This is a genomic window from Aliiroseovarius salicola, from assembly GCF_027891095.1.
Taxonomy (GTDB): Bacteria; Pseudomonadota; Alphaproteobacteria; order Rhodobacterales; family Rhodobacteraceae; genus Aliiroseovarius; species Aliiroseovarius salicola.
The window spans coordinates 283,756-309,237 of the sequence record NZ_JAQIIO010000001.1 but is presented as its reverse complement, the minus strand read 5'-3'; the positions used below and the strand labels follow the sequence as shown (position 1 = coordinate 309,237).

Here is a 25,482-nt window from a genome sequence, read left to right as displayed (position 1 = left end):
CGAGCACGGCCTTCTTGGCGCCGAAGAAGCGCCACGGCAAAAAGGCGTGGTCATCCATGTCAAAAATCCGAGTCATGAGGGGGGGATACTCTTTTGCTGCACTTAGGGCAAGCTTTGCGACCCCCCTTTCGGCGGGGGAAAGAGTATTTATTGCCTAAACCCCCGCTCTGGACGCAAGAAATATCCCATGTCACAGTAAGTTTATGGAGCAGGAAGAGATAAAGCCCCCGCAGGACACAATAGAAGAAGTGCCAAGCGCAGAGGCGCCCCTTGTTGATGGCGAGGAAGAGCTGGCAGAAGAGATATCCACTTTAAGCGAGCAGGTCGTGGACTTGGCGCAGGAAGGCGGAAATTTCCTTCTCAGCCTGACCCAGACCTGGAGACTTTATCAGGTTGGCATCATCATCGCGCTTGCCGTGGTGTCTTGGGGGCTTGGCCGAATGCTCGACCCCAAGCTCGAAGACTGGCTCCGGGGCCGGGAAGGCTGGTCCAAGCGTCGTTTGCGCTTTGCACTTCAGTTGCGCCGCCGCGCATCGATGATCATCTTTGTCATTCTCACGTGGATCACGATGACAATCATGCGCGAGGTCACTTGGCCGTCCCGCTCTTATCTCATCGGGCTGGCCTGCACGATTGCCTTGGCATGGGTGGCTGTTGGCATCGCCTCTTTTGTCGTCGAGAACCGTGCCCTCAGGCGCCTGATCAAATGGGGGTTGTGGATCTATGTCACGCTCTTTTATCTCGGCGCAATTGATGAAGTTTCAGGGGTTCTGAACAACCTCGCCCTGTCGGTTGGAGACATGCGCCTGTCGCTCTTGGATGTGATCCGGGCCGTGGTGATCACGGGGGCGCTGTTTGCCATTGCGCGGATGTTCTCTCGCACATCTGCAGAGCAGATCCAAAAGAATGAAGATATCTCACCGTCAATGCAGGTGCTGGTGGTCAAGTTCCTGCAGATGGTGCTTTACGGCGCTGCGTTCTTCATCGGGTTGAAGGCGGTTGGTGTGGACCTGACCGGTCTTGCCGTCCTGTCCGGTGCGATCGGTGTGGGGCTTGGTTTCGGCCTGCAAAAGGTGGTGTCGAACCTCGTGTCCGGGGTGATCATCCTCTTGGACAAGTCGATCAAGCCGGGGGATGTGATCAGCTTGGGTGAAACATTCGGCTGGATCCAACAGCTGGGCGCGCGCTATGTCTCGGTGGTGACGCGGGACGGGCGCGAATACCTTATCCCGAACGAAGACCTGATCACCGGGCAGGTGGTGAACTGGTCCCATACCAACGCCTTTGTGCGCCTCGATATCTTCTTCGGCACGGCCTATGCCAATGATCCCCACCTCGTGAGGAAAATTGCAATTGAAGCCGCCACCAGCGTGGATCGCGTGCTGAGTTTTCGCCCTCCGGTGTGCCATATCGTTGGATTTGGCGACAGTTCGGTGGATTACATCCTGCGGTTCTGGATTGATGATCCGACCGGCGGGCTCACCAATATTCGCGGTAATGTCTATCTGGCGCTCTGGGATGCGTTCAAGGACAACGGCATCGACATACCCTTCCCGCAGCGCGAGGTCCGGTTGCTCTCCGACGGCGCTATAGGTGAAGGCGGCACAGAGGTCGGCGAGGCTGGCGCGACTCCTGGGAGATCAATTGCCGATTAACGGTGCTTTCCCTAGGAGTTGGCGCAGCCCGGCAGTGGCCACGGTCCGAACCGCCACCAATTACGGTGACAGGCGATCAAATGGATCGGACTGCATTTTTTCCGGCTTTGGCGCGCCATCCTCGAAATCAGGCAGATAAAGACCATCGGTCCAGCGTTCTGGCAATCGGGTAACGATTTTGTCCAGAAACCGGACGGTTCGGATGGCGCGTTGCCGCAGTTCCTCGGCCCGACCCGGATCGCGGTCGCGCAGCTTGTAGAACCGTTTAGCGACAAAAGCGTCCACCGTAGCGGGACCCACCGAGAGATAGATGATCGCCGCAACCATCAGGGTAAAGAGGGCCAGCATTAGAATGAACACCGGCCACAGGATGAAGACAACCAGTAAAATCGTCACTGCGAGCACCCGTGGGGTTCGCGGATGAGACAGGGCTTGCACCGCGAGACGCGCAAGTAAACGCCGCGCCTGTCCTGCGTCCTCCTTGGTGGGGATCAGTTTAATTTTCAGTCGGGAAAACCGTCGCCGCGATGGCTTTCGTGGCTCAGGCTCCTTTTGCGGCTCAGGCTGCCCTTGCTCTCGCATCTCGGCGCATTCAGCGGCGGCGATCACCTCGGGGTCCGACATTGCGCTTTCAATGCTGGCTTGCAGCCCCTCATCCGAAATGACGGAGGTTTCCTGCGCGTCCGGGGCAGCAGGGCCAATCTCCTCGGCTGGGGAGGCGGGCTGTGTATCAGAGGCACCATCTTCACCCAACAAAATATCGCGTTCCTGCGCTGTTTCAGCGGGAGCCACACCAATGTTCGGCTCTGTGGTATCCTGCATCATAGCCTGGATCGCCAAAAGGTCCGGATCTGATGCCGATGTGTCGGGCGCCTTGTATAGACCGGGTGAATCTTCTGTTTTGGTAAAAGTTTCAGGGACTTCTTGCTGCGACATTCACAACCTCAAACCAGCAGTTAACCTTAACTGAGGCAGAATATCGCATTTTTGAGGCACAAATGTGGCGTGACCCTTTTGCATCCCTTCACAAAGGTGTAAACGCGCCTGTCATTGAGATCGTAACCATCTGGTGCTACGATTCGTTATGCCCAGCGCCGGGGCGGATCGGCGCGCTTTGATCGGAGGACTATGTCCTGTCATTTGAAAATCAGGCTGATACAAACACGGCCGCAGGAGAACCGCGAATGACGGTCAAGATCCTGAAATCCGCAGCGGACGGCGCATTGTTGGCGCGTATCCTTAAATCCCTTGAAGAAGACAAAGCCGAAGATGTGGTGGTGATCGATTTGCATGGCAAATCGGAGATGGCCGATCACATGGTGGTGTGCTCTGGCCGTTCCACGCGTCAGGTGGCTGCCATTTCGGAAAAGCTGACCGACAAGATCAAATCTGAGTTCGGGATCTTTTCCAAGGTCGAAGGCAAGTCGCAAGGTGACTGGGTGCTGATCGACGCAGGTGACGTCATCGTTCACGTATTCCGCCCTGAAGTGCGCGAGTTCTATCAGGTCGAGAAGATGTGGATGGAACCGGGCGCCGCCCAGACCAACCCGCCCGGACCTGTGGACGTGGCCAAGCAAGAGGGCTGAGGCCCGAATGCGCGTACAAATCTGCGCTGTAGGCCGCCTGCGTGGCGGCCCCGAGCGCGAGCTTATCGACGACTATCTCACACGATTTGACCGCACCGGGCGGCCTTTGGGGCTTGGCCCGGCCAAAATCGTTGAGGTCGAAGACAAGAAGGGTGGCGGCATGAAGCCCGAAGCAGCTCTCTTGGAAAAGTCGATCCCAAAAGGTGCGCTGATCTGCACACTGGATGAACGCGGCAAGCTGATGTCCTCGCCAGAGTTTTCCAAGATGCTGGCGCGTTGGCGTGATGATGGCCGACAGGACGTTGCCTTTGTGATTGGTGGCGCGGACGGGATCGACCCGAGCTTGCGCGCCCGCGCCGATGCCTCGCTTTCATTCGGAAAAATGGTCTGGCCCCACATGCTGGCCCGCGTCATGCTCACCGAACAGATCTACCGCGCCGCTTCCATTCTGGGGGGCAGCCCGTATCATCGGGTCTGACTCCCTAAAATCGCGCTTTTTTCTTGCCGGAAATACCTCGGGGTGAGGCCGGTAGGCCGAGGGGCAGCGCCCCTTTTCCCCATCCCCGTTGCCATACGCCGCTCCACCGCCTAGAACATCCACGAACGGCCACTACCTATGCGAGGATCTCCCCTATGACCGCCCCGAAACCCGTTGTCCTGTGCATTCTCGATGGTTGGGGCTTGCGGGAAGAGACCGCTCATAACGCTCCCGCGCAGGCTAATACCCCCAATTTTGACCACCTGATGGCGACCTGCCCGAACAACACGCTGATCACCCATGGCCCGGACGTGGGCCTGCCGACCGGGCAGATGGGTAATTCCGAAGTGGGTCACACCAATATCGGTGCGGGCCGTGTGGTGGCAATGGATCTGGGGCAGATTGACCTCTCCATCGAGGACGGCAGTTTTTTCAAGAATGAAGCGCTCATTGAATTTGCCGACAAGGTGAAGGCGACGGGTGGCACCGCACATATCGCAGGATTGGTCAGCCCCGGCGGCGTGCACTCGCATCAGGACCATCTGGTCGCGGCAGCAAAGGCGCTGACAGATCGGGGTCTGAAAGTCGCCATCCATGCCATCACCGACGGCCGCGACGTGGCCCCGCAATCTGCCCGTGAACAGGTTGCTGCGTTCCAGAACGCCCTGCCCGAAGGGGCTGAGATCGTAACCCTCTCTGGGCGTTACTTCGCTATGGACCGGGACAATCGCTGGGAACGTGTCTCGCTTGCTTATGAGGCCATCGTCCACGGCACGGGCACGGCATTCAGCAGTGCGGATGCCGTCATTTCAGCCGCCTATAACAATGAAACCACCGATGAATTCGTCCGACCAGCCACCATTGGAGATTATGCCGGGATGCAGGATGGTGACGGGCTTTTCTTCGTCAATTTCCGCGCAGACCGGGCGCGTGAAATCCTGCGCGCCATTGGTGAGCCCGGCTTTGCCGAGTTCAACGCCGGCACCCGCCCCGCGCTTTCCGCTCTGCTGGGGATGGTCGAGTACTCCGACGCCCATAATGGTTATATGACCACCTGCTTCCCCAAACGTGACATCGTGAACACGCTGGCCGAATGGGTGGCCAAACAGGGCAAGACGCAGTTTCATACGGCCGAGACCGAGAAATACCCCCATGTCACTTTCTTCCTGAACGGCGGCAAAGAAGACCCGGTGGAAGGCGAGGTGCGTTACATGGCCGCCAGCCCTAAGGTCGCCACCTATGACCTGCAACCAGAGATGTCCGCCCCGGAAGTGACCGAACATTTCGTTGAGGCGATTGAGGCGGGCTATGACCTCATTGTCACCAACTATGCCAACCCCGATATGGTGGGCCATACCGGCGATCTTCAGGCTGCAATGGCGGCCTGTGAGGCTGTGGATGAGGGGCTTGGTCAGGTTATAGCTGCGCTAGAGAAGGTTGGGGGCGCGATGATCGTGACCGCTGACCACGGCAATTGCGAAACCATGTGGGATGAAGAAACGAACGGCCCCCACACGGCGCACACGACTAATCTGGTGCCGGTTATTCTGTTTGGCGGACCGGATGGCGCAGAGCTTGGCCATGGCCGCTTGGCGGATCTTGCGCCGACATTGCTGGAGTTGATGGGGCTGCCCAAGCCTGATGAAATGACCGGTGAGAGCCTGATCAAGTGAGCATTGCCCGTCGCCTCCTGTCTGCTCTGCTTCTCTGCGTCACCGCCGGGCAGGCCATGGCGCAGGCAGGCCCGGCGGCAGATGCGCGGGCGGCGATGATTTCATTGGAACTGGCAGGAGCTGCGCTGGAAGAGGCCAAATCAGCTCGGGATCGCGTTGATGCGCTGACCCAGACCGTGAAGGCCTATGAAAGCGGACTGTCGACGCTACGCGAAGGGTTGCGCCGGGCGTCTTTGCGTGAGGCGACGATCCAAAGTGCATTTGATGCCGAAAGTGACCGGCTGGCACAGCTTCTGGGTGTATTGCAGACGATTGAGAAAGCGCCGGAACCTTCGCTTTTGTTTCATCCCGATGGTCCGATCGGCACGGCCCGGTCTGGCATGATCCTGTCCGAGGTCGCCCCGGCGTTGCAACAGCAGGCAGAAACTCTTCGGCAGGGACTGGAAGAGCTGGCCACCATCCGCACGCTACAAGAGGGTGCGCTTGATACCTTGCAAAACGGGCTGAAAGGGGCGCAGACCGCACGGACCGAACTGAGCCAGGCCATTGCCGCACGCACCGAATTGCCGCGCCGGTTTGTGCAAGATAAGGCCGCGATGCAAACCCTTTTGGCAAGCTCGGATACACTGGCGAGTTTTGCCAGTGGACTGTTGTCGGACCCGATCAGCACCGCAAGCGCCGGGACGTTGGATGATTTCGCCTCAGCCAAAGGGCGGCTGGATCTGCCCGTTCTGGGCCGCATCCTGCGTCGGTATGACGAGGCGGATGCTGCGGGGGTAAAGCGCCCCGGCTGGGTGATCGCCACCCGCCCGCTGGCACTGGTCTCGGCCCCGTGGCCGGCGACAATCCGCTATCTTGGACCCTTGCTGGATTATGGTAATGTGGCCATCCTTGAACCCGGCGACGGCTATCTTCTGGTGCTCGCCGGGCTGGGTCAGCTTTACGGCGAAGTGGGTGAAGTTGTGGCGCAGGGGTCGGCAATTGGCTTGATGAGTGGCTCTGCACTCCCAATTACTTCGGTTTCACCAGCGGAAAACAGCACAGATCAAGCGTTTTTGATCGATCTTGTGCAAGGTGCTGGCGCTGAGGCCTCGGAAACGCTTTATATAGAGTTGAGAGAGAACCAATCACCCGTGAACCCGTCCGACTGGTTCACGGCAGGTAAGGAATAGAGACGGATGAAGAAATTCGTGATGGCCGCCCTTGGCGGAACCCTTGCGGGCGCTTTGCTGACCACGCAGGTCGCAGCGCCCCTTCTGGCTCAGGATGCGGGCCGGGGGAACACGGTCTATGAACAGCTTGATCTGTTCGGTGACGTGTTCGAACGCATCCGCGCACAATATGTGGAAGAGGTTGAGGCCAAAGATCTGATCGAAGCGGCGATCGACGGGATGCTCTCGTCACTTGACCCGCATTCCAGCTATCTGTCGGCTGATGACGCTGCCCAAATGCGTGTGCAGACCCGAGGGTCGTTTGGCGGCTTGGGTATCGAAGTGACGCAGGAAGAAGGGTTTGTCCGCGTCGTGACCCCGATGGATGACACGCCTGCCGACAAGGCCGGGATTGAAAGCGGTGATTTCGTCACTCATGTGGACGGAGAAAGCCTGCTGGGCCTGACACTGGATGAAGCGGTGGACATGATGCGCGGACCGGTCGGGTCCGAGATCATTTTGACCGTGGTGCGTGAAGGGGTGGACGAACCTTTTGACGTCTCGATCATCCGCGACACGATCAAACTGACCGCCGCCACCGTGCGCACTGTGGGTGATACCGTCGTGATGCGCGTCACCACCTTCAACGACCAGACCACACCAAATATGGTTGATGGCCTGAAACGCGAAGTAGAAGCGCTGGGCGGGATCGACAAGGTCTCGGGCTTTGTACTCGACCTGCGTAACAACCCCGGTGGTCTGCTTGATCAGGCGATCTCGGTTTCGGATGCGTTCCTGGAAAGCGGTGAGATCGTGTCGACCCGCGGTCGCAATCCCGGTGAAAGCGAGCGGGTGAACGCCAAGGCTGGGGATCTGGCTGAAGGCAAACCACTTGTGGTGCTGATCAATGGCGGATCGGCGTCGGCTTCTGAAATTGTGGCCGGTGCACTGCAAGACCACCACCGTGCGATTGTTGTCGGCACCAAGAGTTTTGGCAAAGGCTCGGTGCAGACCGTTATGCCGCTCCCATCTGATGGTGCCATGCGCCTGACCACGGCGCGGTATTACACTCCGTCTGGTCGTTCGATCCAGGCGCTGGGCGTGTCCCCCGACATCGTGGTGGAACAGCCACCGCGCCAGCCAAACGCTGAGACCGAGGAAGAAGGGCGTTCGCCCCGCACCGAGGCAGACCTGCGCGGCAGCCTGAACAATGACAGCCTGTCGGAAGATGAGCGCCGCCAGATCGAGGAAGAGCGGTCTGCAGCAGAAGAGGCGGCCCAGCTGCGTGACGACGACTTCCAGCTCTCTTATGCGGTGGATCTGATCAAGGGCCTTTCGACCATTGCGCTGGCCAAATAAGTCAGGCGGTGCATGAGGGGAAACCCTTTGAAAATAAGCAAGTAACCCGTTCGCCCGTTTCCAGGGCGGGCGGGTTTTGCGTTTAAAATCAGAACCGTGTATCAGGGCAAATGGGATGACCCTGCTCGATACCCGCCTGATTTTTGCCTGCCCGATTTTTGCCAGTCCGTGAAAAGGAACTCCAGATGACCGCCGCCGCACTTACCCCGGATGAGATTGCCAAACTGCCCTACCGCCCCTGTGTCGGTATCATGCTGGTCCATGCAGATGGGCGCGTTTTTGTTGGGCAGCGGTTGGATGCCCCAAAGCTCGGAACCAAAAACGCCTGGCAAATGCCACAGGGTGGGGTGGACGATGGCGAGGATCCACGCGAAGCGGCCCTGCGCGAGCTGTGGGAAGAAACCGGTGTGACCGCGGATCTGGTGGATGTCGAGGCTGAACTGCCGGATTGGCTGCCCTATGACCTGCCCCATGACATCGTGCCAAAGATCTGGAAAGGCCGCTTTCGGGGGCAAAAACAGCGTTGGTTCCTGATGCGCTTTAAGGGGCAGGACAGCGATGTGAACATCCAAACAGACCATCCGGAATTTTCGCAATGGGCCTGGATGAGCGCCGATCAGCTCGTCGACAACATTGTGCCCTTCAAGCGCGAGATTTATGCGAAGGTGGTTGAAGGGTTCAGAGCTCACCTTTGAAAAGGATCTGCAAGATGCGCGCGTTTTTGGCGCTCATATTCTCTCTTCTCGCGGCCCCGGCAATTGCCTTGTCCTGCATGCCCTATAATGCAGTTCAGGCGTTTCTGGACGCGGATGAGGCTGCGGCCCCATATCTGATCGTGCTGGGCAGATTGACATTTGATGATGAGAAACGGCCCAAGGTGGATTGGAGCAAACAAGACGAGGTGCGGCCGGACAATCGGTTCGCAGCCAAGCTCGTTGGCCGCAGTCTGACGGGGCGTGGGTTTGAGATGCCGTTTCACGAAGATATCACGGTGAATGTGCAATGTACCGGACCTTGGTGTGGGGGGCTGACTAGAAATGAAACCTATCTGACGTTTCTTGAGATGCGGGATGACGGTTATTTTCTGGAGACTGGTCCCTGTGGTGGGTTCGCTTTTGAGGATCCCGATCCCGAGATGCTGACGCGGATCAAAGCCTGCTTTCGCGGAGAAAGATGTGACCCGGATCTACCTAGGCGGTAAATCGCAAGGGCGTCCGCCGCTTTGCTTTGGGCGCGCTGTCGGTGGCCTCGCGTTGCTCGGCAAGGGGCTCTGCCCCTCGACCTTCGGTCTCACCCCGGGATATTTTCGGCAAGAGGAAGGAGCGAATTTTCTTCGCATCCGGTGGAAACCCGGTATAAGGCGCGCAACAGAAACTGCGAGAGGCACACCATGTCCTTTGATCGTTCCATCAAGATCGCCCCGTCGATCCTTTCTGCCGATTTCGCCAATTTTGGCCAAGAGATTCAAGCCATCGAAGCGCAGGGTGCCGACTGGGTGCATGTGGATGTGATGGATGGGCATTTTGTGCCGAACCTGACCTTTGGGCCCCCCGCTGTGAAAGCATTTCGTCCGCACGTGAAAACCTTCATGGATGTTCACCTGATGATCGCGCCGGTTGATCCCTATATCGAAGCCTATGCCGAGGCGGGTGCCGACATGATTGTGGCCCATTACGAGGCAGGTCCACACCCGCACCGCACTCTACAAGCGATCAAGGCCACCGGTACCAAAGCGGGCATCAGCCTGAACCCCGGCACACCTGCAAGCGTGATCGAACATCTGCTGCCGCTCTGCGACATGGTGCTCGTGATGAGCGTGAACCCCGGCTTTGGGGGGCAGAAGTTCATCCCCTCAAGCATCGAAAAGGTGCGACAGGTGCGCGAGATGATCGGTGATCGCGAGATCCATATTCAGGTGGATGGCGGAGTAGACCCTACCACTGTCGGACCGCTGGTCGCCGCCGGGGCTGACTGCTTTGTCGCTGGGTCCGCCGTATTCAAAGGCGGGTCGGTTGAGCAGCCAGAGGTGTATGGCGAGAATATCCGCGCGATCCGCACTGCTGCTGATGCAGCACGGGGTTAAACCCGGCAGCATATGAGATCAGACCAAGGGGGCTCTTCCGAGCCCTCTTTTTCTTGCCAAAAATATCTCGGGGTGAGGCCGCAGGCCGAGGGGCAGAGCCCCATAGGCTCACCAAGTGAGCCACCCCCAAGCCTGGCGACCGAAGGGAGAATAGGGCGCGGGAGTGTTCCTTGGCAAACCAATCGCGAAAAATATACTAGATAGATATATGCGAATTCGATTATGTATGCATCTAGCAGGAGAAGGAAAGCCCAAGCATGCCCCGCATAATCCCCGCACTTGTCGCGTTTGTCGCTCTGGCAATGCCCGCACTGGCAGATGAAGACATCAAGGATCAATACCCAGCTTCGGTCCTTTATGAAAAACCGGTAGAAGTGATCCCGGATGTCTGGACCGCGATCGGGGCCACCGCTCCACCCACATATGAAAACGCCGGGCATAACAATAATCTAACCTTCATTGTGACAGGGGACGGGGTCATCGTGATCAATGCGGGCGCCAATGCGAAATTGGCCAAGGCTTTACACGACGAGATAAGGCTGATCACCGATCAACCCGTGAAGCTGGTGATCAATGAAAACGGGCAGGGCCATGCCATGCTGGGCAACAATTACTGGACAGAACAGGGGGTCGAGGTTCTGGCCCATGTGGATGCGGCACATGAGTTCGAAGAATATGCCGGGCAGATTTTTGAAGGCATGAAACGATATGCACAAGAGAATGCCGAGGGCACCGATCCGGTAGGGCCAACGCGCACTTTTGAAGACAGGGAAGTGATCACAATGGGCCGATTCACCCTCGAGGTGATGAACCTTGGCCCGGCCCACAGCCCTGGTGACACGCAGGTCTGGATCCCTTCGGAAGGCATGATGATCGCAGGCGACATGGCGTTCCACAACCGCATCCCGCCGATATTTGAAGACACCTGCACCAGTTGCTGGATCGAGACCTGGGAAACTGCCTTTGCTCCCCTGAACGCGACTTATGTGATTCCCGGTCATGGGTATCCGACGAATATGGCGCAGGTCGAAGACCATACAATTGGCTATCTGAAGCATTTGCGTGGCAAGGTGGGTGAGCATCTCGAAAACGGCGGCTCGCTGGATGATGCCTACTACGTCGATCAATCGGCCTATGCCCATCACGACACGTTTGAAGAACTCGCCACAAAGAACGCGGGTCAGGTGTATTCTGAGATGGAGTTTGAATAGTCAGCGAGAGAACGGTTCCGACCGCAACTGAGTATCAGTGCCGGATTGGCGTATCTTCCCGAAGCTGATCCAGCATTTCCCCACAGGGGAAACCATCTGCCGGAAGCCCAACACTTTGCTGCCAGGTGCGAAGGGCCTGATAAGTGTTCGGTCCGGCAATCCCGTCTGCCCCCTGCGTATCATGTCCCAATTGGGTCAGGCGTTCCTGCAACTCGCGTGTTTCATCGCGTGACAGGACACGCTGATTTGCAGGCCATGGTTTGGTGAATTTCATGTTTCCGTCAATGCGGTGGGCGAGACATCCGACTGACAGCGCATAGGAGACCGAGTTGTTATAGGCGAGGAAGACGTCGAAATTGCGATACGCCAGATAGGCAGGACCCGCCGCCCCTGCGGCCAGCAGGATTGACGCTTCGCCATAGTCAGCCGGGTGCATCCCTCTGGGAGAGCGCACGCCCATTGCACCCCATTCCGCCACGGGACGCATCTGGTCCCGCCCGGTCAGGGACAGATCGAACCCCTTGGGCAGCTCCATTTCTTCGCCGCAGGGTTGGCCGCTGCGCCACCCATGTTCACACAGATAATTGGCAATCGAAGCAAGCGCATCAGTCGGATCATCAGACCAGATATCCCGCTTGCCGTCCCCATCAAAATCTACCGCGTATTTCAAATAGCTGGACGGTATAAATTGTCCGTGCCCCATGGCACCCGCCCAAGAGCCCAGCATTTTCTCTGGCGTAATATCGCGTGCCTGAACGATCTTTAATGCGGCAATCAGTTCGCTTTCAAAAAACGCCTTGCGTTCGCCTGCGAATGCCAATGTGGCAAGAGCGGAGAGAACCGGAAAGTTCCCCCGATTGGCACCAAAACCGGTCTCCAGCCCCCAGATCGCCAGTACGGCGTCAGCAGAGACATTGAAATGCTCTTCAATCTGCCCCATCAGCTTCCGGTGCTTGCGTAATGCTTTGCGTCCTTTGCGCACGCGTTCGTCTGATACGGTGAGTTCAAGGTAATCATGGACCGAGAACAGAACCTCTTTCTGGTTCATTTGTCGGTCAAGAACGTCAGGTAGATATGAGGCCGCTTCGCTAAACACGCGTCGAGTGCGTGCGCGGATACCTTGATCCTGCACCCGCAGACAAAAATCTTCTTGCCACGTGCTAAATAAAATTTCTGCGGTGTCAGCCACAGGATCAGTCCCTCGTTTGTCGTTAATAGATTTACCTTACGCTAACCCATCATACAGACCTGTCAAAACGGCGCGCCTCACTTTCGCGTGAGCTTTTTCTTGAGTTTGGCCTGTTTGCGCTTGCCTTTGGCGGCATTGCGTTTGACCACCCGCCCCTTGCGACCACGCCCGCCGCGTGGGAGAGGCGCACCATTCAGCGTGAGCAGATCCAGCATGACGCCGCCCGTGGTGGGCACCGCTTCAGCCAGCCGCACAGTAACGCGCCCGCCAATGCCAATGACGGTCCCGGAATGCTCGCCCGTCAGGGTCTGTTCGTCGCGGTCATAGCGGAAGTATTCGGTGCCGATATTGGCAACGGGAATAAGGCCATCTGCCCCGGTATCATCCAGCCGCACAAAGGCGCCAAAGCGCTGCACGCCGGAAATGCGACCGGTGAATTCGTTGCCCAGCCGCTCTGACAGATAGGCCGCGAGGTAGCGATCATTGGTGTCGCGTTCTGCCACCATGGAGCGGCGCTCGGTTTCGGAAATATGTTCCGCCGTGGGCTCCAGCCGTTCGATATCTTCGGGGCTAAGGCCATCCTTGCCCCAGCCATGCCCCGAGACTAGCGCGCGATGCACAATCAGATCTGAATAGCGCCGGATCGGGCTGGTGAAATGCGCGTAGCTTTGCAGCGCAAGGCCAAAATGCCCATAGTTTTCGGGATGGTAATAGGCCTGCGTCATCGACCGCAGGGTTGAGATGTTCACCAGCTCATCAAACTCGGTGTCCTGTGCCTGCGCCAGCAGGCTGTTCAGATGCCGCGTCTTCAAGACCTGCCCCTTGGCCAGCGTGAACCCCGATGCCTGCGCCACTTCGCGCAGCGCCTCAAGCTTCTGCGGGCTCGGTTCCTCATGCACCCGGAACAGAAGCGGGCGCTTCAGCCGCGTCAGTTCCTCGGCCGCGGCCACGTTGGCGAGGATCATGAATTCCTCGATCAGGCGATGTGCGTCGAACCGCTCGGCAAAACGCACGCTTTCCACCTTACCCTCGTCACTGAGAATGATCTTGCGTTCCGGCAGGTCGAGATCCAGCGGCTGTCGGTCATGACGCGCCAGTTTTGCAGCCTGATAGGCGGCATAAAGCGGGGTGATGACCTCCTCCATCAATGGAGCGCATTTTTCGTTCGGGTTGCCATCCTGCGCCTGCTGCACTTCGGTATAGTTGAGCGAGGCATGGGATTTCATCAAGCCGCGAATGAAGCTGTGGCTGATTCTGTGCCCCTGCGCGTCCAGCACCATGCGCACAGCCAGACAGGCGCGCGGCACGCCTTCGTGCAATGAACAGAGATCACCGGACAGTCGGTCTGGCAGCATTGGCACCACGCGATCCGGGAAATAGGTGGAATTGCCCCGTTTGCGCGCTTCTTGATCCAGTGCAGATCCCGGTGTCACGTAATGTGCCACATCGGCAATGGCGACCCAGACCACATGGCCTCCCGGGTTTTTCGGATTGTCGTCGGCATGGGCGTAAACAGCATCATCATGGTCACGCGCATCCGCCGGGTCGATGGTGATCAGCGGCAGATGGCGCAGATCTTCACGGCCCTTGAGCCCCGCCGGTTTCTGACGGTCGGCATCTGCAATTACTGCGTCAGGAAAGCGGTCGGGGATACCGTGCTGATGAATGGCAATCAGGCTGACGGCTTTGGGGGCGGAGGGATCGCCCAACCGTGCGATGATCCGTGCATTGGGCAGACCCATACGTGCCTTCGGGCCAACTTGTTGCGCCTCGACCAACTCACCGTCGCGTGCGCCCTCATCTGCGCCAGCCGGGATCATCCACTCGCGATCTGCGCCCTTGTCGATGGGTACAATCCGCCCGCCTTCCGCGCCCGCGCGGTAAAGGCCCAGAATGGTGCGGGGATTGGTGCCGATCTTACGGATCAGCCGCCCTTCATAGGCGTAATCCTCATCCTGCACCTCGGTTAGCCGCGCCAAAACGCGCTCGCCTTTGGCCAGCGCCGGTTCCGAGGCTTTGGCGACCATCAGGACGCGTGGCATCTCGCCTTCTCCATGCCACTCCAGCGGGCTGGCAAACAGGTCGCCGTCCATATCAACGTCACCCACCAACAGCACTGAAACCGGTGGCAGCTTGTCCTTCTCGCGATAGGTCTTATTACGTTTCTGAAGATGCCCTTCGGCTTCCAGTTCCTTCAGGATCCGTTTCAGATCAATCCGCGCCTGCCCTTTGATTCCAAACGCTTTCGCAATGTCGCGCTTCGAAGTCAGGGTGGGGTTGTCGGTGATCCACTGAAGGATCTCGTCTTTTGTGGGCATCTGTTTCATGTCCAGCCCCTAGCACAGCTCGGCAGGATGAGAAAGCGTTCGCAAAGCTTTGCTGACTGTGCATTCTATTTTCTTGCCTCCGGCGGGGATATTTATGGCAAGAGGAAAACATGCGCGCGCTTCTTTCTCTTACCCGAAATATCCTGGGGTGAGGCCGTAGGCCGAGGGGCAAAGCCCCTGCCGAGCGAAGCGAGGCCACCAACAGCGCGCCTGAACATTCGTGAAGGCGCCCGCGCCTCACGGTTGTTCGGAAAAGTAGTCCTGCATCACCTGCGTATAGATTGCCTTGAGTTGGCGGATCTGATCAACGTCCACTCGCTCATCCACCTGATGCATGGTCTTGCCCACAAGACCGAATTCCACCACGGGGCAATGGTTTTTCACAAAACGCGCGTCCGAGGTGCCGCCCGAGGTGGACAGCTCCGGGTCGCGGCCGGTTTCGGATTTGACTGAGGTGGCCACCAGTTCAGACAGCGCGCCAGGAGGAGTGACAAAGCTCTCTCCCGACACTTTGACCCTCATGTCGATATCAATGCCGGTGGCATCTGCAATGCGATCCGCCTCCGAGCGCAGCCAGCGGGTCAGCTCGTCTGATGTATGTGCGTCATTGAAGCGGATGTTCACTGTCGCACGCGCTTCCGCGGGGATCACATTGGTTGTCGGGTTGTCCACGTCCATTGTGGTCACGGCAAGGGTGGACGCATCAAAGTGATCCGTCCCCTCATCCAGCACATGTGCATCCAAATCCGCAATCAGCCGTGCCAGTGCAGGCACCGGGTTTTTGGCACGATGTGGATAGGCCGCATGGCCCTGCACGCCGCGCGCGGTGAAAAAAGCCGTCATCGAGCCACGCCGCCCGATTTTCATCATCTCGCCCATCTCGTTTGGGCAGGTGGGTTCACCGACGATGCAATCCGTCATGGTTTCGCCCTGCGCATCCATCCAGTCGAGGATTGCCACGGTGCCATCAGTGGCATCCCCTTCCTCATCCCCGGTGATGGTGATCACCAGCGAGGCATCTTCCGGCGCGTCCTGAACATAGTCGATGGCGGCAGCGACCCAGGCCGCGACACCCGATTTCATGTCGGTGGCACCCCGTCCCCAGAGAACCCCCTCTTTGATCTCGCCGCCAAATGGATCCACCGTCCAGGCGCTTTCATCGCCAACCGGCACCACATCGGTATGTCCGTTGAACCCCAGCGTGCGAGCGTTTTTTGAACCCCAGCGTGCAAAAAGGTTGGATGTGTCACCCCGGTCCACCCGTGTGCAGGCAAACCCAGCCTCCGCAAGCAACCCTTCCAGAAGCACCAATGCACCCCCTTCTTCCGGCGTGACCGAGGGGCATTGGATCAGGCGTTGGGTCAGAAGGACGGGATCGGTCCCGGTTGTGCTGGTTTCGGACATGGTGCTCTCCTTTACTCATCCCTTACAGGGTTGAGCAGAAAAGGAAAACCGGGCGGGAGAGGCTGTGGGGAAAATGTGTCACCTTTGTGGGTTGCGGCAAATATTGCACCCCGAGGGTTAACAATAGGCAGAAACTGCGGCATAGTCGGGGCAATAAAATGACCCGAGGCAGGGCAACGAGCTGAAAAACAAGCGCAAAAGCGCGTCGGTTCGATATGCAGTTAGACGAAATCCACGGCCCTTGGCCGTCCTTTTTCTCTGCGCCTGTCCTCTTAAATGAGGTTGAGGCAGAGCGGATATGGCACGTCCAACACAAAACACACTGACTGCCGAGGAAACGGCACAGGCCATATTGGGGGACCAGGTTCTGGTCGTTGGGGCCAGCTTTACCGATCCCGACATGACCGCGACCTTGGAGACCCAAGGTGGCAGTCAGTCCATCAATCTGGACGGTGGTTCAGGTTTGGATGTCGATTTCATCGCGACAAGTTCCACGGTTTCCTTCAACATCGAAACCACGGTCTCGCTCGATATGTTCGACGCGTTCAATATTGGTGACGTGGTCGAAATTCTGGTCAACGGCGAGTTGGTCGAGGCCACTATTCTGGATGCCCAAGGGGCGCCGCTGGGTGATCAAAGCGGTGGGAATTCGAAGGCCAGCGACACATCCGGACAGACAACGCTGACCCTCAGGGTCGATCTGGAAGTGCCGGTTGGGGAATTGACGTCGATCCGAATTGCGGCATCCGACACGGTTTCGTCCTTTGCGATTTCCGATAGCGCTGCAGCGTCCGCTGCGCCGGGCAATTCACAAGCCATTGTGGCTGAAGATGATACGGTTGATATGGTGGCGGATGGGACCGCCACAGTGGATGTTCTGGCCAATGACACCGGCAACAGCCAGGCGACCCTTGTCATCACCCATATTGACGGTCAGCCCGTCACCGCTGGGTCAACCATCACGCTTTCCACAGGCGAAGAGGTAACTCTGAACCCCGACGGGACCTTGACCATTGTCGGGGATGGGGACATCGACGGGGTCGCTTTTTCCTACACCGTTGGTAACGGAACCGGAAACGGCGTTACAGATACGGCTCTGGTTACGCTGAACTCGATCCCCTGTTTTGTGGCTGGCACGCTGATCGAACTGGGCGATGGACGCCAGATGCCGATTGAAACGCTTGTCCCCGGTGACATGATCCTTACCCATGACAACGGGGCACAGCCGCTGCGCTGGATTGGCCGTCGCAAAGTGCCTGCAATCGGCAAGTTTGCCCCGATTCACATTGCCGCGAATACATTTGGTCGGCACGGAAAATTAGTCCTGTCCCCGCAGCACCGGGTGCTGATCCGTGACGCGCTGGCCGATCTTCTGTTTGCAGAGCCAGAGGTTCTGGTGGCTGCCAAAGACCTGGTCAATGATCGCAGCGTGCGCCGCATTGAGGGTGGAGAAGTGGAATATGTCCATATCCTCTTTGACGAGCACCAGATGGTGTATTCGCAAGGTCTGGCAACCGAAAGCTTCCTGCCCGGTCCGCAAGTGACCGATAGTCTTGATCTCGAGGTGGTCAATGAGATCTGCGAAATTTTTCCCGACCTCGATCCAAAAACCGGCGAAGGGTATTCCCCCGCCGCCCGAAGAACGCTGCGCAGTTATGAAGCGCAGCTCCTTGCAGCCACGGTCCATGCGGCCTGATTTATGAAAATAGACATGTTCAAATCTGATTATCTTATTCCTCACAGCGTCTTGTTTGACGCCACAAGGGGGACCGGTTTTGTTCAGGCGCGGCGCGAGACCGGGGGTGTGGCGTGACCCGTTCACCAACCGCCAGACGCAAAGTCCTGTCAGCCGGTCCCGTGATCTGGCTGGGTGCGGCATCCGGAGAGAAATCGTTTTTTGATAAGCGAGGGTTGCCAGAGCCGGGCAGGCCGGAAACCGCACCTTTGTTCGGCGCTAATCCGACCTCGGATGATCTTGTCACTTGCGGATCGATTGTGGTTGAAGTCAGGGTGGATGCCTGGCCGGGCCGCGATGCAACGCTCATGCGCTATGGTGCGCGCGATCGCTGGCTGCGGGGCATGATGATCACCTATCGGCCGGGCGAGGATCGACTGGTTGTCGACATGGTGCAGGGCGAGGAATTGCGTCGGGTGTCGGTGCATATCACCCCGGTCATCGGCGAAACAGAGCTACGCGTGACCTATAGCTGGGATGCGCCTCATCGGACGGGCATCCTTAGCGTCGAGCATCTTGAGGCGGAAACCATCCATCAAACCCGGTTCCGCGACCCACTGCCGCTGCCGCTTGGAGATGCGGAAAGGCTGGTACGCGGTGATGGCGTTGAGGCTGGAGATGGCCAGATCCTGTCTCTTGGCGTGGCCCATGGTGTTGCACCTGTGGGCCTTGCGCCGGGGCTTGCAACCGGCAGTCTGGTCAAGACACCGAGAGGCCTGCGCCCGGTAGAGAACCTGTGTGAAGGGGACATGGTGCTGACCAGCGAAAACGTGATGAAGCCGGTGCGCCGAGTGGTCAGCCGCCTGGTGCCTGCGATGGGTTTGATGCGCCCGTTGCACCTGCACGCACCTTTTCTCGGTCTGACAAGTGACCTGGTGCTTGGCCCGCAACAGCGTCTGGTGATGCAGGGTGGCGAGGCCGAGTATCTCTATGGACAGGATTCGGTGATGATCCAGGCGCAACACCTGCGTCATTTCCGGGGGGCAAGCTGGGCCGAATGTGGGCCGCTGATCCGCTATCACGCCGTACTTCTCGACAGCCATGAATGCCTGTCTGCGCAGGGGTTATGCGTCGAAAGCCTGTTTGTCGGGCCTATTGTCCCGGACATGCTGCGCACAACGGTTCTGTCAGAGATGGCACCGCTCAATGTGCCGATCCACAAGTTGATGCCAACGCCAACTCTGACCCGGTTTGAAGCTCGCAATCTGGTCACCGAACTTTACGCCTGATCGTGCTGGATTTTGTGTGGTCCGGGGCGTAGCCTTGGAGAAATCACATATTGATCCCTGCTGCGCACCAGCGGGCGAAAAGGAGATTTTCCATGAAGAAGCTGTTCCTCGCACTGCTCATCTTGCCGCTTGCGGCCTGTTTCGACGCCGACATGACCCTCACCATTCAGGACGAAGAGAACGCAAGCATGAACGCGGTGATGCGTATGGGGCCAGAGCTTTATGGCATGATCGCAGCCTCGGGCGAAGACCCTTGTGAAGAAGGGGTAGGCGAAGTGCAGGCCGATGGCGGCTATCTGTGCACCATCGAAGAAACCGACACGATCGACAATATCATCGCCGAGCTGAAGGAAGGATCGTCTGACCCAGAAAACCCGATGGATATGGGGGATGGATTTGCACTGGAGCGTCTGGAAAACGGTAATATCAAGATTGCCTTTGATCTGGACAGCATGAGCAGCGATATGGATCAACAGGGTATGGACCCGCAAATGATGGCCGGAATGATGCAGGCCTTTACCGGGCGCAATATCACCATCACCGTGGCCGGCCCTGAGGTGGTTGAGGCGAATGGGGTGATCGCGGCGGATGGTAAATCTGCCACGATGCAGATCCCGCTGACCATACTTTTTGCACCGGAAAACGATCTGCCTGACAGCTTTGTTGTGGTGATTGATCCAAGCTGAACCGTTGAAAACAGCCCTTCAATCATTGCCATGGTAAGCCGCGAAACCTTCAGGGATTGACACAATCCCTAGGGAGCGCATTTCGAAGAAAACTAGAAAACTAGAAAACTAGAAAACTAGAAAACTAGAAAACTAGAAAACTAGAAAACTAGAAAACTAGAAAACTAGAAAACTAGAAAACTAGAAAACTAGAAAACTAGTATTCTGGTTTTCTGGTTTTCTGCGTGGGGATCTGAGAGTGCAGGGCGTCGCCCTGTTCACCCAATCAGATCCGCTACAGCACCAGCCAGTTCGGCAGTAGAATTCACATGGGCATCTGCGCCGGACAGGTCATCGTTGCCACCATATCCCCAACCAACCGAGATGAATTTCATCCCAACATCACGCGCCGCCTTGAGATCATAATGGCGATCGCCAACCATAACCGAGCGCACCGGATCATCCCTCGTGATCTCTAGCGCATGGGCCAAAAGCTCGCCTTTGTCGTTGCGGGTGCCGTCAAGCTCGGGGCCAAATTCATGGGTCATATATGGCGCAATGCCATAATGCGCGGTGATCTTTTTTGCATAGGAATGCGGTTTGGCCGTGGCGATATGCATGGGGCCTTTTGCCCCGATCACAGCCAGCGCGTCCAGAATGCCCTTATATAGTGTGCAATCATACAACCCCTTGCTGGTGTAGACCGAGCGATAGTGGTCAAGGGCCACCTCAGGATCAGGCGCCCCCAGCCGGTCGAAGCTCCAGACCAAAGCGGGGCCGATACACCAAGTCAGTTCATCCACATGCGGCACCGGAAGATCCAGTTCGCGCAGGGCGTGTTGGATGCTTTCAGTGATACCCTTCTTCGGGTCCGTCAGCGTACCATCGAGGTCCCAATAGACACTGCTCCCGGCTTGACGCATCACGCTTCCCCTGCTGCATCATCCAGACGTTCCCCGTCAAAAAACGGGGTCATCTGGGCGATAATCACGCTGTTTTCCTCAAGTGCACGGCCCATCAGCTTGCGTTCTTCCGGGGGAATATCATGCCCTTCGGCCAGACGCTCATCCAGCGATCCATAGCCGGATACGTCCAGGGGCGCGAGCTCAGCCTGTTTCAGAATGGCAACGGTTTCACGAACCGCCTCAGCCTCATCCACACCCGAGGCATAACAGACCAATGCACCGCCGGTGGCACCTTCCGGCAACCCATCACCATCCTTGCGGCCCACCTCGACCAGAAGCGTGTAGACCTGATGTTTTTTCTTGGGTTTCTTTGCGGGTTTCGTTTCTTCGGACATGTGGCGCTCCTGTCTGTCTGTTCCCCACATGCCGAAAAACCGGCCCAAGGTCCAGCCCTGCACGATTTGCGGAACGTTCAAACTTCCCAAATGATGAGCAGCCTTCCTGTCAGCTGGTCTCGCTGGTCGGGTGGAACGCCCGCAAAGCGAGGATCGCCAACACAATCAGCGGCAAGGCGAATAGTGTTATCAGGATGGTCGCGCCCAGCGTTCCAATTCCGAAAAGGTAGATAAGCAAAAGAAGCGGCTCAAAGCAAAGCACTCCGAACCCGACAACACACCCGAGATCCAGAATGGCCAGGGCGCGCCGTGCATGTGGCCCGGCGCGCCCCGTATTGTCCGCGATGCACGCGATAATCATTGGCAGATAGAAACCTTTATCTTAGTCGCGCAGAAGATCGTTGATCGAGGTTTTCGACCGGGTCTTTGCATCGACCTTCTTCACGATTACGGCGCAGTAAAGGTTGACGCCGTTCTTCGACGGCATGGAGCCTGCAACCACGACGGACCCTGCGGGTACTTCGCCATACATGACTTCGCCGGTTTCACGGTCGACGATCTTGGTCGACTGGCCGATAAAGACGCCCATGCCCAGCACAGACCCTTCGCGCACGATGCAGCCTTCGACCACTTCCGAACGCGCACCGATAAAGCAGTTGTCCTCGATGATGGTCGGGCCGGCCTGCATCGGCTCCAACACGCCACCGATCCCAACGCCACCCGACAGGTGTACGTTCTTGCCGATCTGTGCGCAGCTGCCCACGGTCACCCAGGTGTCGACCATGGTGCCTTCGTCCACATAGGCACCGAGGTTCACAAAGGATGGCATCAGCACGGCGCCCGGAGCCACATAGGCCGATTTGCGCACAACGCAGTTCGGTACGGCGCGGAAGCCGGCCTCTTTCCACTCGTGATCGCCCCAGCCTTTGAATTTGCTGTCGACCTTGTCCCACCAGCCGCCGCCCTGCGGGCCGCCATCATGGAATTCCATGTCCTTGATGCGGAAGCCCAGAAGTACAGCCTTCTTGGCCCATTGGTTTACATGCCAGTCGCCATTTTCCAGCTTTTCGGCCACACGCAATTTGCCGCTGTCGAGTGCATTCAGCGTGTCTTCGATCGCTTCACGGGTTTCCCCACCGGTCGACGGGGTGATGGTGTCGCGGGCATCCCACGCGGCTTCGATGGCGGTTTCAAGTTGGGCGTTTGACATGGTATTCTCCCTGGCCTTCCGGTCGGTCAATTTTCAAACGCGTATAAAGGTCCTGTAGCCTGCGCTCAATTGCCAAAACGACGGATTATCGACCTGATTGCGCCAGATTCATCCGGAAAACGGATCTGGCGCCGGATTTGCCCCACAAATCAGGACCGCGACACGCTCGTCAGGGTCGGGGCGGTAGGCATCGGAGAGAAGCGCAGCCAGTGCGGTTGCCCCGGCTGGCTCTACAAATTGGCGGAGAGATTGCCACAAGAGACGTTGCGCATGCGCAATGGCATCATCCGTGACCAGCACGCTTTTGTGCAGATGCTGTTGGGCAAGATCGAAACACAGGCTGCCGATCCGTCTGGCCCCCAAGGCGTTGGCGGCAATACCCGACACATCCACGTCCACGGGGCTGCCCGCTGAAAGGGCGGCATTCAATGCGCAGGAGGTTTTCGGCTCAACCGCGACAATCCGGCGACTGCCCTGCGTCCATGCTAGTGACCCACCGATCAACCCGCCGCCACCGACGGCGATCAATACCGTATCGGCCTCAAGCCCCTGTTCTTCCCACTCGCGCAGCAATGTGCCTTGCCCCGCCAGCGTGTCGATGGCGTCATAGGCATGGATCTGCATCGCCCCGGTCGCCTGTTCGTATTCAATTGCGGCGTCCAGCGCGTCTGCATAGGCCCCCGGCACCACATGCAGCTCGGCACCTGCCCGGCGGATCAGCTCGATCTTCGCGGGGCCTGCCATTTCGGGCACAAACACCGCAGCGGTATGACCCAGCCGACTGGCGGCATAGGCCACGGCCGCCCCGTGATTGCCACCAGACGCGGCTACGATCCCAGCCTTGGGCACATCACTGGACAGAAGCGAATTGAACGCCCCGCGTGCTTTGAACGTGCCGGTATGTTGCATCTGCTCGAACTTCACTTCGACCGGGTGATCCAGCCCCGGCAATCTGACGGTAGCGATAGGGGTGCGCAGCACATAAGGGGTGATCCGCTTGGCGGCGGCGGTGATTTCATCGGCCCAGTTCATTTGTGATCCTTATCGCACACGTCGCAGATGGCGGGTGAGGATATCACAGGCCGCATCGACATCTCGTTTTTTCATCGCCTGCAGTATGGCAGCATGGTCCATATCTGCCCGTTGCGTCCAGCGATGTTTCCAATGGGCAAACAGGTGGCGCGCGCTCGCGATATGCAGATCGTCGATGGTGGACAGCAGGCGCGGCATGGCACAGGGGGTCAGGATGGCCCGGTGAAACTTGCGGTTTCTGGCCTCCCAGGAGGCCATGTCTTCCGCCGCATCGCAGGCGATACGAACTTCGTCGATATGTTTGATATCCGCCGCCAGAAGGCGCGGAATGGCGTGGGAAAGCGCAAGCGTTTCCAACACGACGCGCATGTCAATTACCTCGCGCACTTCACCCGGATCAAGGGCGGTCACCCGCATCCCCCGCCGTGGCTGGCTTTGCGCCAGCCCATGCGCCTCAAGCCGGAGCAACGCCTCGCGCACCGGCACATGGCTGGTGTTGAAATCCTTGGCGATATGGTCCTGACGCAGTTTCTCTCCGGCCTCAAGCTGGCCCGAGATGATCTGTTGGCTCAGCGCCTGATAAATCGTGTCAGCGATGGTTGCGGTCATTTGTCCCTCATTTCCGAGATAATAGATAAAATCTCACGACGGCAGGATGCAAGACGATATTTTCAGAAGGTTCCCCTGCAATTTCGGCAGAAAATTGCACCAGATGGTGACCTGCCGTGACTGGTCACTTGGGCCAGCAAGGGCTAACACTGGGAAGAAACGAGTATTGAACAGGATATTTCATGACGGAACAACGCCATCCCCTGCGCCGTTCGCGCCAGGACCGTGAAGCCTCACATCACACGCCCGATACGCCGCAAACCCGGGCGCCTGCCTATCGTCTTGCCTATGACGATCAGGATTTCATGTGTCGCGAAGAGCTGCGCCCGGTTCGGTTGCAATTGGAACTGCTAAAGCCCGAATTGATGATGTCGGAATATGGGATCGAAAGCACCGTAGTGCTGTTCGGCGGGGCCCGCATTCCCGAACCGGCCAAGAAAGACAGTGCACGCACCCAGACGCTCGCCGATCTGTCCGCCTATTACGAAGAGGCGCGTGAATTTTCCAAGCTGTTGACTGAACGGTCTCTTGCCACAGGCGGCAAGGAGCATGTGGTTGTGACCGGTGGTGGCCCCGGCGTGATGGAGGCAGGCAACCGCGGTGCATTAGACGCCGGCGGCGTGTCGATCGGCCTGAACATCGTGCTACCACATGAACAGGCACCGAATGAATTTGTGACGCCGGATCTTTGCTTCAACTTCCACTACTTTGCGATCCGCAAGATGCATTTCCTGATGCGCGCAGAAGCGATTGCGGTGTTCCCCGGTGGGTTCGGAACGCTGGACGAACTTTTCGAAACGCTGACATTGGTGCAGACGGGCCGGATGAACCGTCTGCCGATCCTGCTGTTTGGCACGGATTTCTGGATGAAGATCGTCAATTGGGATGCGCTGTCGGATGCGGGCACGATCAGCCCGGAAGATCTGGAACTCTTCCGTTTTGTCGACAGCGCCGAAGCTGCAATCGAGGCCATCGATAACTGGGAAAGCGCCGGTCAAACGCGCGACGTGCTGCCGGGGCGTTAAGTTCCCGGGCCCACAAACGCCCCTTGATCTGTGATCGGGGGCGTTTGTGGAACTCGCATTGGTGGTCAGCCAAGCAATTCCCGCGGCACTGGGCAGATCATTTCGCGTGAGGGAAGGCTGTGGATGGTCAACTCACCCGCTTCACGGCGAATACAATATCCATAGTTGCGAAGCCGCGCCTTGAAGGCCCGGAAATTTGTGACCTTTGCACGTTCTTTGCGCAAAAACTGGACCAGTGCTTCCATTTCCTTGGTGTCGGTGTGTTCCATCTGCCCAGCCCTCTTTTGCGAGATGTTAACCCTAAGGTCACATTTGCCCTCGCAGATGGCGCAAATTCAGCACAATCGTGGCAATTGTTTGAAATCCGGCATCAATCGACGCGCATCTCTTCCTCTTGCCAAAAATATCCTAAGCGTTTCGGGATAAACATGACGTACATGTTTGTTTCGAAACGCCCATGACATTGATATCTTCCGCGGCGTTTCAGTTTTCACCATTCTGGAACAAAACCGAAACGCTTTCGGGAGCGCGAGGGCAGCGCCCTCGCTTCCTCCTCATCGT

Annotated in this window: 25 protein-coding genes; 14 read left to right on the top strand and 11 right to left on the bottom strand. The window is 57.9% G+C overall.

Annotated features, from left to right (window positions below):
* Positions 1 to 203 precede the first annotated feature (203 nt).
* Positions 204 to 1,655 (top strand): mechanosensitive ion channel family protein, encoded by a 1,452-nt coding sequence (locus O2N63_RS01555; protein WP_271052321.1) that lies wholly within the window; start codon positions 204 to 206, stop codon positions 1,653 to 1,655.
* A gap of 60 nt (positions 1,656 to 1,715) precedes the next feature.
* On the opposite strand, the gene O2N63_RS01550 is transcribed toward O2N63_RS01555, so the two are convergent.
* Complete coding sequence (locus O2N63_RS01550; protein ID WP_271052319.1) at positions 1,716 to 2,591, bottom strand: RDD family protein; 876 nt, start codon at positions 2,589 to 2,591, stop codon at positions 1,716 to 1,718.
* 248 nt (positions 2,592 to 2,839) lie between these two features.
* On the opposite strand from O2N63_RS01550, the gene rsfS reads away from it, so the two are divergent.
* The 9 genes from rsfS to O2N63_RS01505 all read left to right on the top strand — a co-directional run bounded on the left by rsfS (position 2,840) and on the right by O2N63_RS01505 (position 11,196).
* A complete protein-coding gene (gene rsfS, locus O2N63_RS01545; protein WP_271052318.1) occupies positions 2,840 to 3,241 on the top strand; it encodes a ribosome silencing factor in 402 nt (133 codons plus the stop codon).
* Between the two features lie 7 nt (positions 3,242 to 3,248).
* Positions 3,249 to 3,719 (top strand): 23S rRNA (pseudouridine(1915)-N(3))-methyltransferase RlmH, encoded by a 471-nt coding sequence (gene rlmH, locus O2N63_RS01540; RefSeq protein WP_271052317.1) that lies wholly within the window; start codon positions 3,249 to 3,251, stop codon positions 3,717 to 3,719.
* 155 nt (positions 3,720 to 3,874) lie between these two features.
* A complete protein-coding gene (gene gpmI / locus O2N63_RS01535) occupies positions 3,875 to 5,392 on the top strand; it encodes a 2,3-bisphosphoglycerate-independent phosphoglycerate mutase (RefSeq protein ID WP_271052316.1) in 1,518 nt (505 codons plus the stop codon).
* Between the two features lie 2 nt (positions 5,393 to 5,394).
* Positions 5,395 to 6,564, top strand: coding sequence for a murein hydrolase activator EnvC family protein (locus tag O2N63_RS01530; RefSeq protein ID WP_408629778.1), 1,170 nt, complete (start codon positions 5,395 to 5,397; stop codon positions 6,562 to 6,564).
* Between the two features lie 6 nt (positions 6,565 to 6,570).
* Complete coding sequence (locus O2N63_RS01525; RefSeq protein ID WP_271052314.1) at positions 6,571 to 7,902, top strand: S41 family peptidase; 1,332 nt, start codon at positions 6,571 to 6,573, stop codon at positions 7,900 to 7,902.
* Between the two features lie 185 nt (positions 7,903 to 8,087).
* Positions 8,088 to 8,597, top strand: a complete 510-nt coding sequence (locus tag O2N63_RS01520; protein ID WP_271052313.1) for an RNA pyrophosphohydrolase — start codon at positions 8,088 to 8,090, stop codon at positions 8,595 to 8,597.
* A gap of 14 nt (positions 8,598 to 8,611) precedes the next feature.
* Positions 8,612 to 9,103 (top strand): hypothetical protein, encoded by a 492-nt coding sequence (locus O2N63_RS01515; protein WP_271052312.1) that lies wholly within the window; start codon positions 8,612 to 8,614, stop codon positions 9,101 to 9,103.
* A gap of 189 nt (positions 9,104 to 9,292) precedes the next feature.
* Entirely contained in the window at positions 9,293 to 9,985 is a 693-nt protein-coding gene (gene rpe / locus O2N63_RS01510) for a ribulose-phosphate 3-epimerase (RefSeq protein WP_271052310.1), read from the top strand.
* 257 nt (positions 9,986 to 10,242) lie between these two features.
* The gene (locus O2N63_RS01505) at positions 10,243 to 11,196 is read left to right on the top strand and encodes an MBL fold metallo-hydrolase (protein ID WP_271052309.1); all 954 of its coding nucleotides are present in this window, start codon (positions 10,243 to 10,245) and stop codon (positions 11,194 to 11,196) included.
* 34 nt (positions 11,197 to 11,230) lie between these two features.
* Here O2N63_RS01505 and O2N63_RS01500 read toward each other — a convergent pair whose 3' ends face one another.
* From O2N63_RS01500 to dapE, 3 genes are all read right to left on the bottom strand, one after another.
* Positions 11,231 to 12,385: a lytic murein transglycosylase gene (locus O2N63_RS01500; RefSeq protein WP_271052308.1), complete on the bottom strand. Its 1,155-nt coding sequence runs from the start codon at positions 12,383 to 12,385 to the stop codon at positions 11,231 to 11,233.
* Between the two features lie 77 nt (positions 12,386 to 12,462).
* Entirely contained in the window at positions 12,463 to 14,712 is a 2,250-nt protein-coding gene (gene rnr, locus O2N63_RS01495) for a ribonuclease R (protein ID WP_271052307.1), read from the bottom strand.
* A 237-nt stretch (positions 14,713 to 14,949) separates the two neighbouring features.
* Positions 14,950 to 16,116, bottom strand: coding sequence for a succinyl-diaminopimelate desuccinylase (gene dapE, locus O2N63_RS01490; RefSeq protein ID WP_271052306.1), 1,167 nt, complete (start codon positions 16,114 to 16,116; stop codon positions 14,950 to 14,952).
* Between the two features lie 298 nt (positions 16,117 to 16,414).
* Here dapE and O2N63_RS01485 point away from each other — a divergent pair, with 298 nt between their 5' ends.
* The 3 genes from O2N63_RS01485 to O2N63_RS01475 all read left to right on the top strand — a co-directional run bounded on the left by O2N63_RS01485 (position 16,415) and on the right by O2N63_RS01475 (position 19,766).
* On the top strand, positions 16,415 to 17,812 hold the full coding sequence (locus tag O2N63_RS01485; protein ID WP_271052304.1) for a Hint domain-containing protein: 1,398 nt from the start codon (positions 16,415 to 16,417) through the stop codon (positions 17,810 to 17,812).
* Positions 17,813 to 17,925: 113 nt separating this feature from the next.
* Entirely contained in the window at positions 17,926 to 19,080 is a 1,155-nt protein-coding gene (locus tag O2N63_RS01480) for a Hint domain-containing protein (protein WP_271052302.1), read from the top strand.
* A gap of 92 nt (positions 19,081 to 19,172) precedes the next feature.
* Entirely contained in the window at positions 19,173 to 19,766 is a 594-nt protein-coding gene (locus O2N63_RS01475) for a hypothetical protein (RefSeq protein WP_271052300.1), read from the top strand.
* Positions 19,767 to 20,023: 257 nt separating this feature from the next.
* On the opposite strand, the gene O2N63_RS01470 is transcribed toward O2N63_RS01475, so the two are convergent.
* From O2N63_RS01470 to O2N63_RS01445, 6 genes are all read right to left on the bottom strand, one after another.
* Entirely contained in the window at positions 20,024 to 20,668 is a 645-nt protein-coding gene (locus O2N63_RS01470; protein WP_271052299.1) for an HAD hydrolase-like protein, read from the bottom strand.
* A complete protein-coding gene (locus O2N63_RS01465) occupies positions 20,668 to 21,045 on the bottom strand; it encodes a hypothetical protein (RefSeq protein ID WP_271052297.1) in 378 nt (125 codons plus the stop codon). Before O2N63_RS01465 ends, O2N63_RS01470 begins: the two co-directional genes overlap by 1 nt.
* A gap of 109 nt (positions 21,046 to 21,154) precedes the next feature.
* Positions 21,155 to 21,406 carry a hypothetical protein gene (locus O2N63_RS01460; RefSeq protein ID WP_271052295.1) on the bottom strand — a complete coding sequence of 84 codons (252 nt, stop codon included), beginning with the start codon at positions 21,404 to 21,406 and terminating at the stop codon, positions 21,155 to 21,157.
* 21 nt (positions 21,407 to 21,427) lie between these two features.
* Entirely contained in the window at positions 21,428 to 22,255 is an 828-nt protein-coding gene (dapD, locus tag O2N63_RS01455) for a 2,3,4,5-tetrahydropyridine-2,6-dicarboxylate N-succinyltransferase (protein ID WP_271052294.1), read from the bottom strand.
* Positions 22,256 to 22,363: 108 nt separating this feature from the next.
* Positions 22,364 to 23,287: a threonine/serine dehydratase gene (locus tag O2N63_RS01450; RefSeq protein ID WP_271052293.1), complete on the bottom strand. Its 924-nt coding sequence runs from the start codon at positions 23,285 to 23,287 to the stop codon at positions 22,364 to 22,366.
* Positions 23,288 to 23,296: 9 nt separating this feature from the next.
* A complete protein-coding gene (locus O2N63_RS01445; protein WP_271052292.1) occupies positions 23,297 to 23,896 on the bottom strand; it encodes a GntR family transcriptional regulator in 600 nt (199 codons plus the stop codon).
* A gap of 182 nt (positions 23,897 to 24,078) precedes the next feature.
* Between O2N63_RS01445 and O2N63_RS01440 the strand changes: the two genes are divergently transcribed.
* Positions 24,079 to 24,921 (top strand): LOG family protein, encoded by an 843-nt coding sequence (locus tag O2N63_RS01440; RefSeq protein ID WP_271052291.1) that lies wholly within the window; start codon positions 24,079 to 24,081, stop codon positions 24,919 to 24,921.
* A gap of 65 nt (positions 24,922 to 24,986) precedes the next feature.
* On the opposite strand, the gene O2N63_RS01435 is transcribed toward O2N63_RS01440, so the two are convergent.
* Entirely contained in the window at positions 24,987 to 25,190 is a 204-nt protein-coding gene (locus O2N63_RS01435; protein ID WP_271052289.1) for a hypothetical protein, read from the bottom strand.
* Positions 25,191 to 25,482 lie beyond the last annotated feature (292 nt).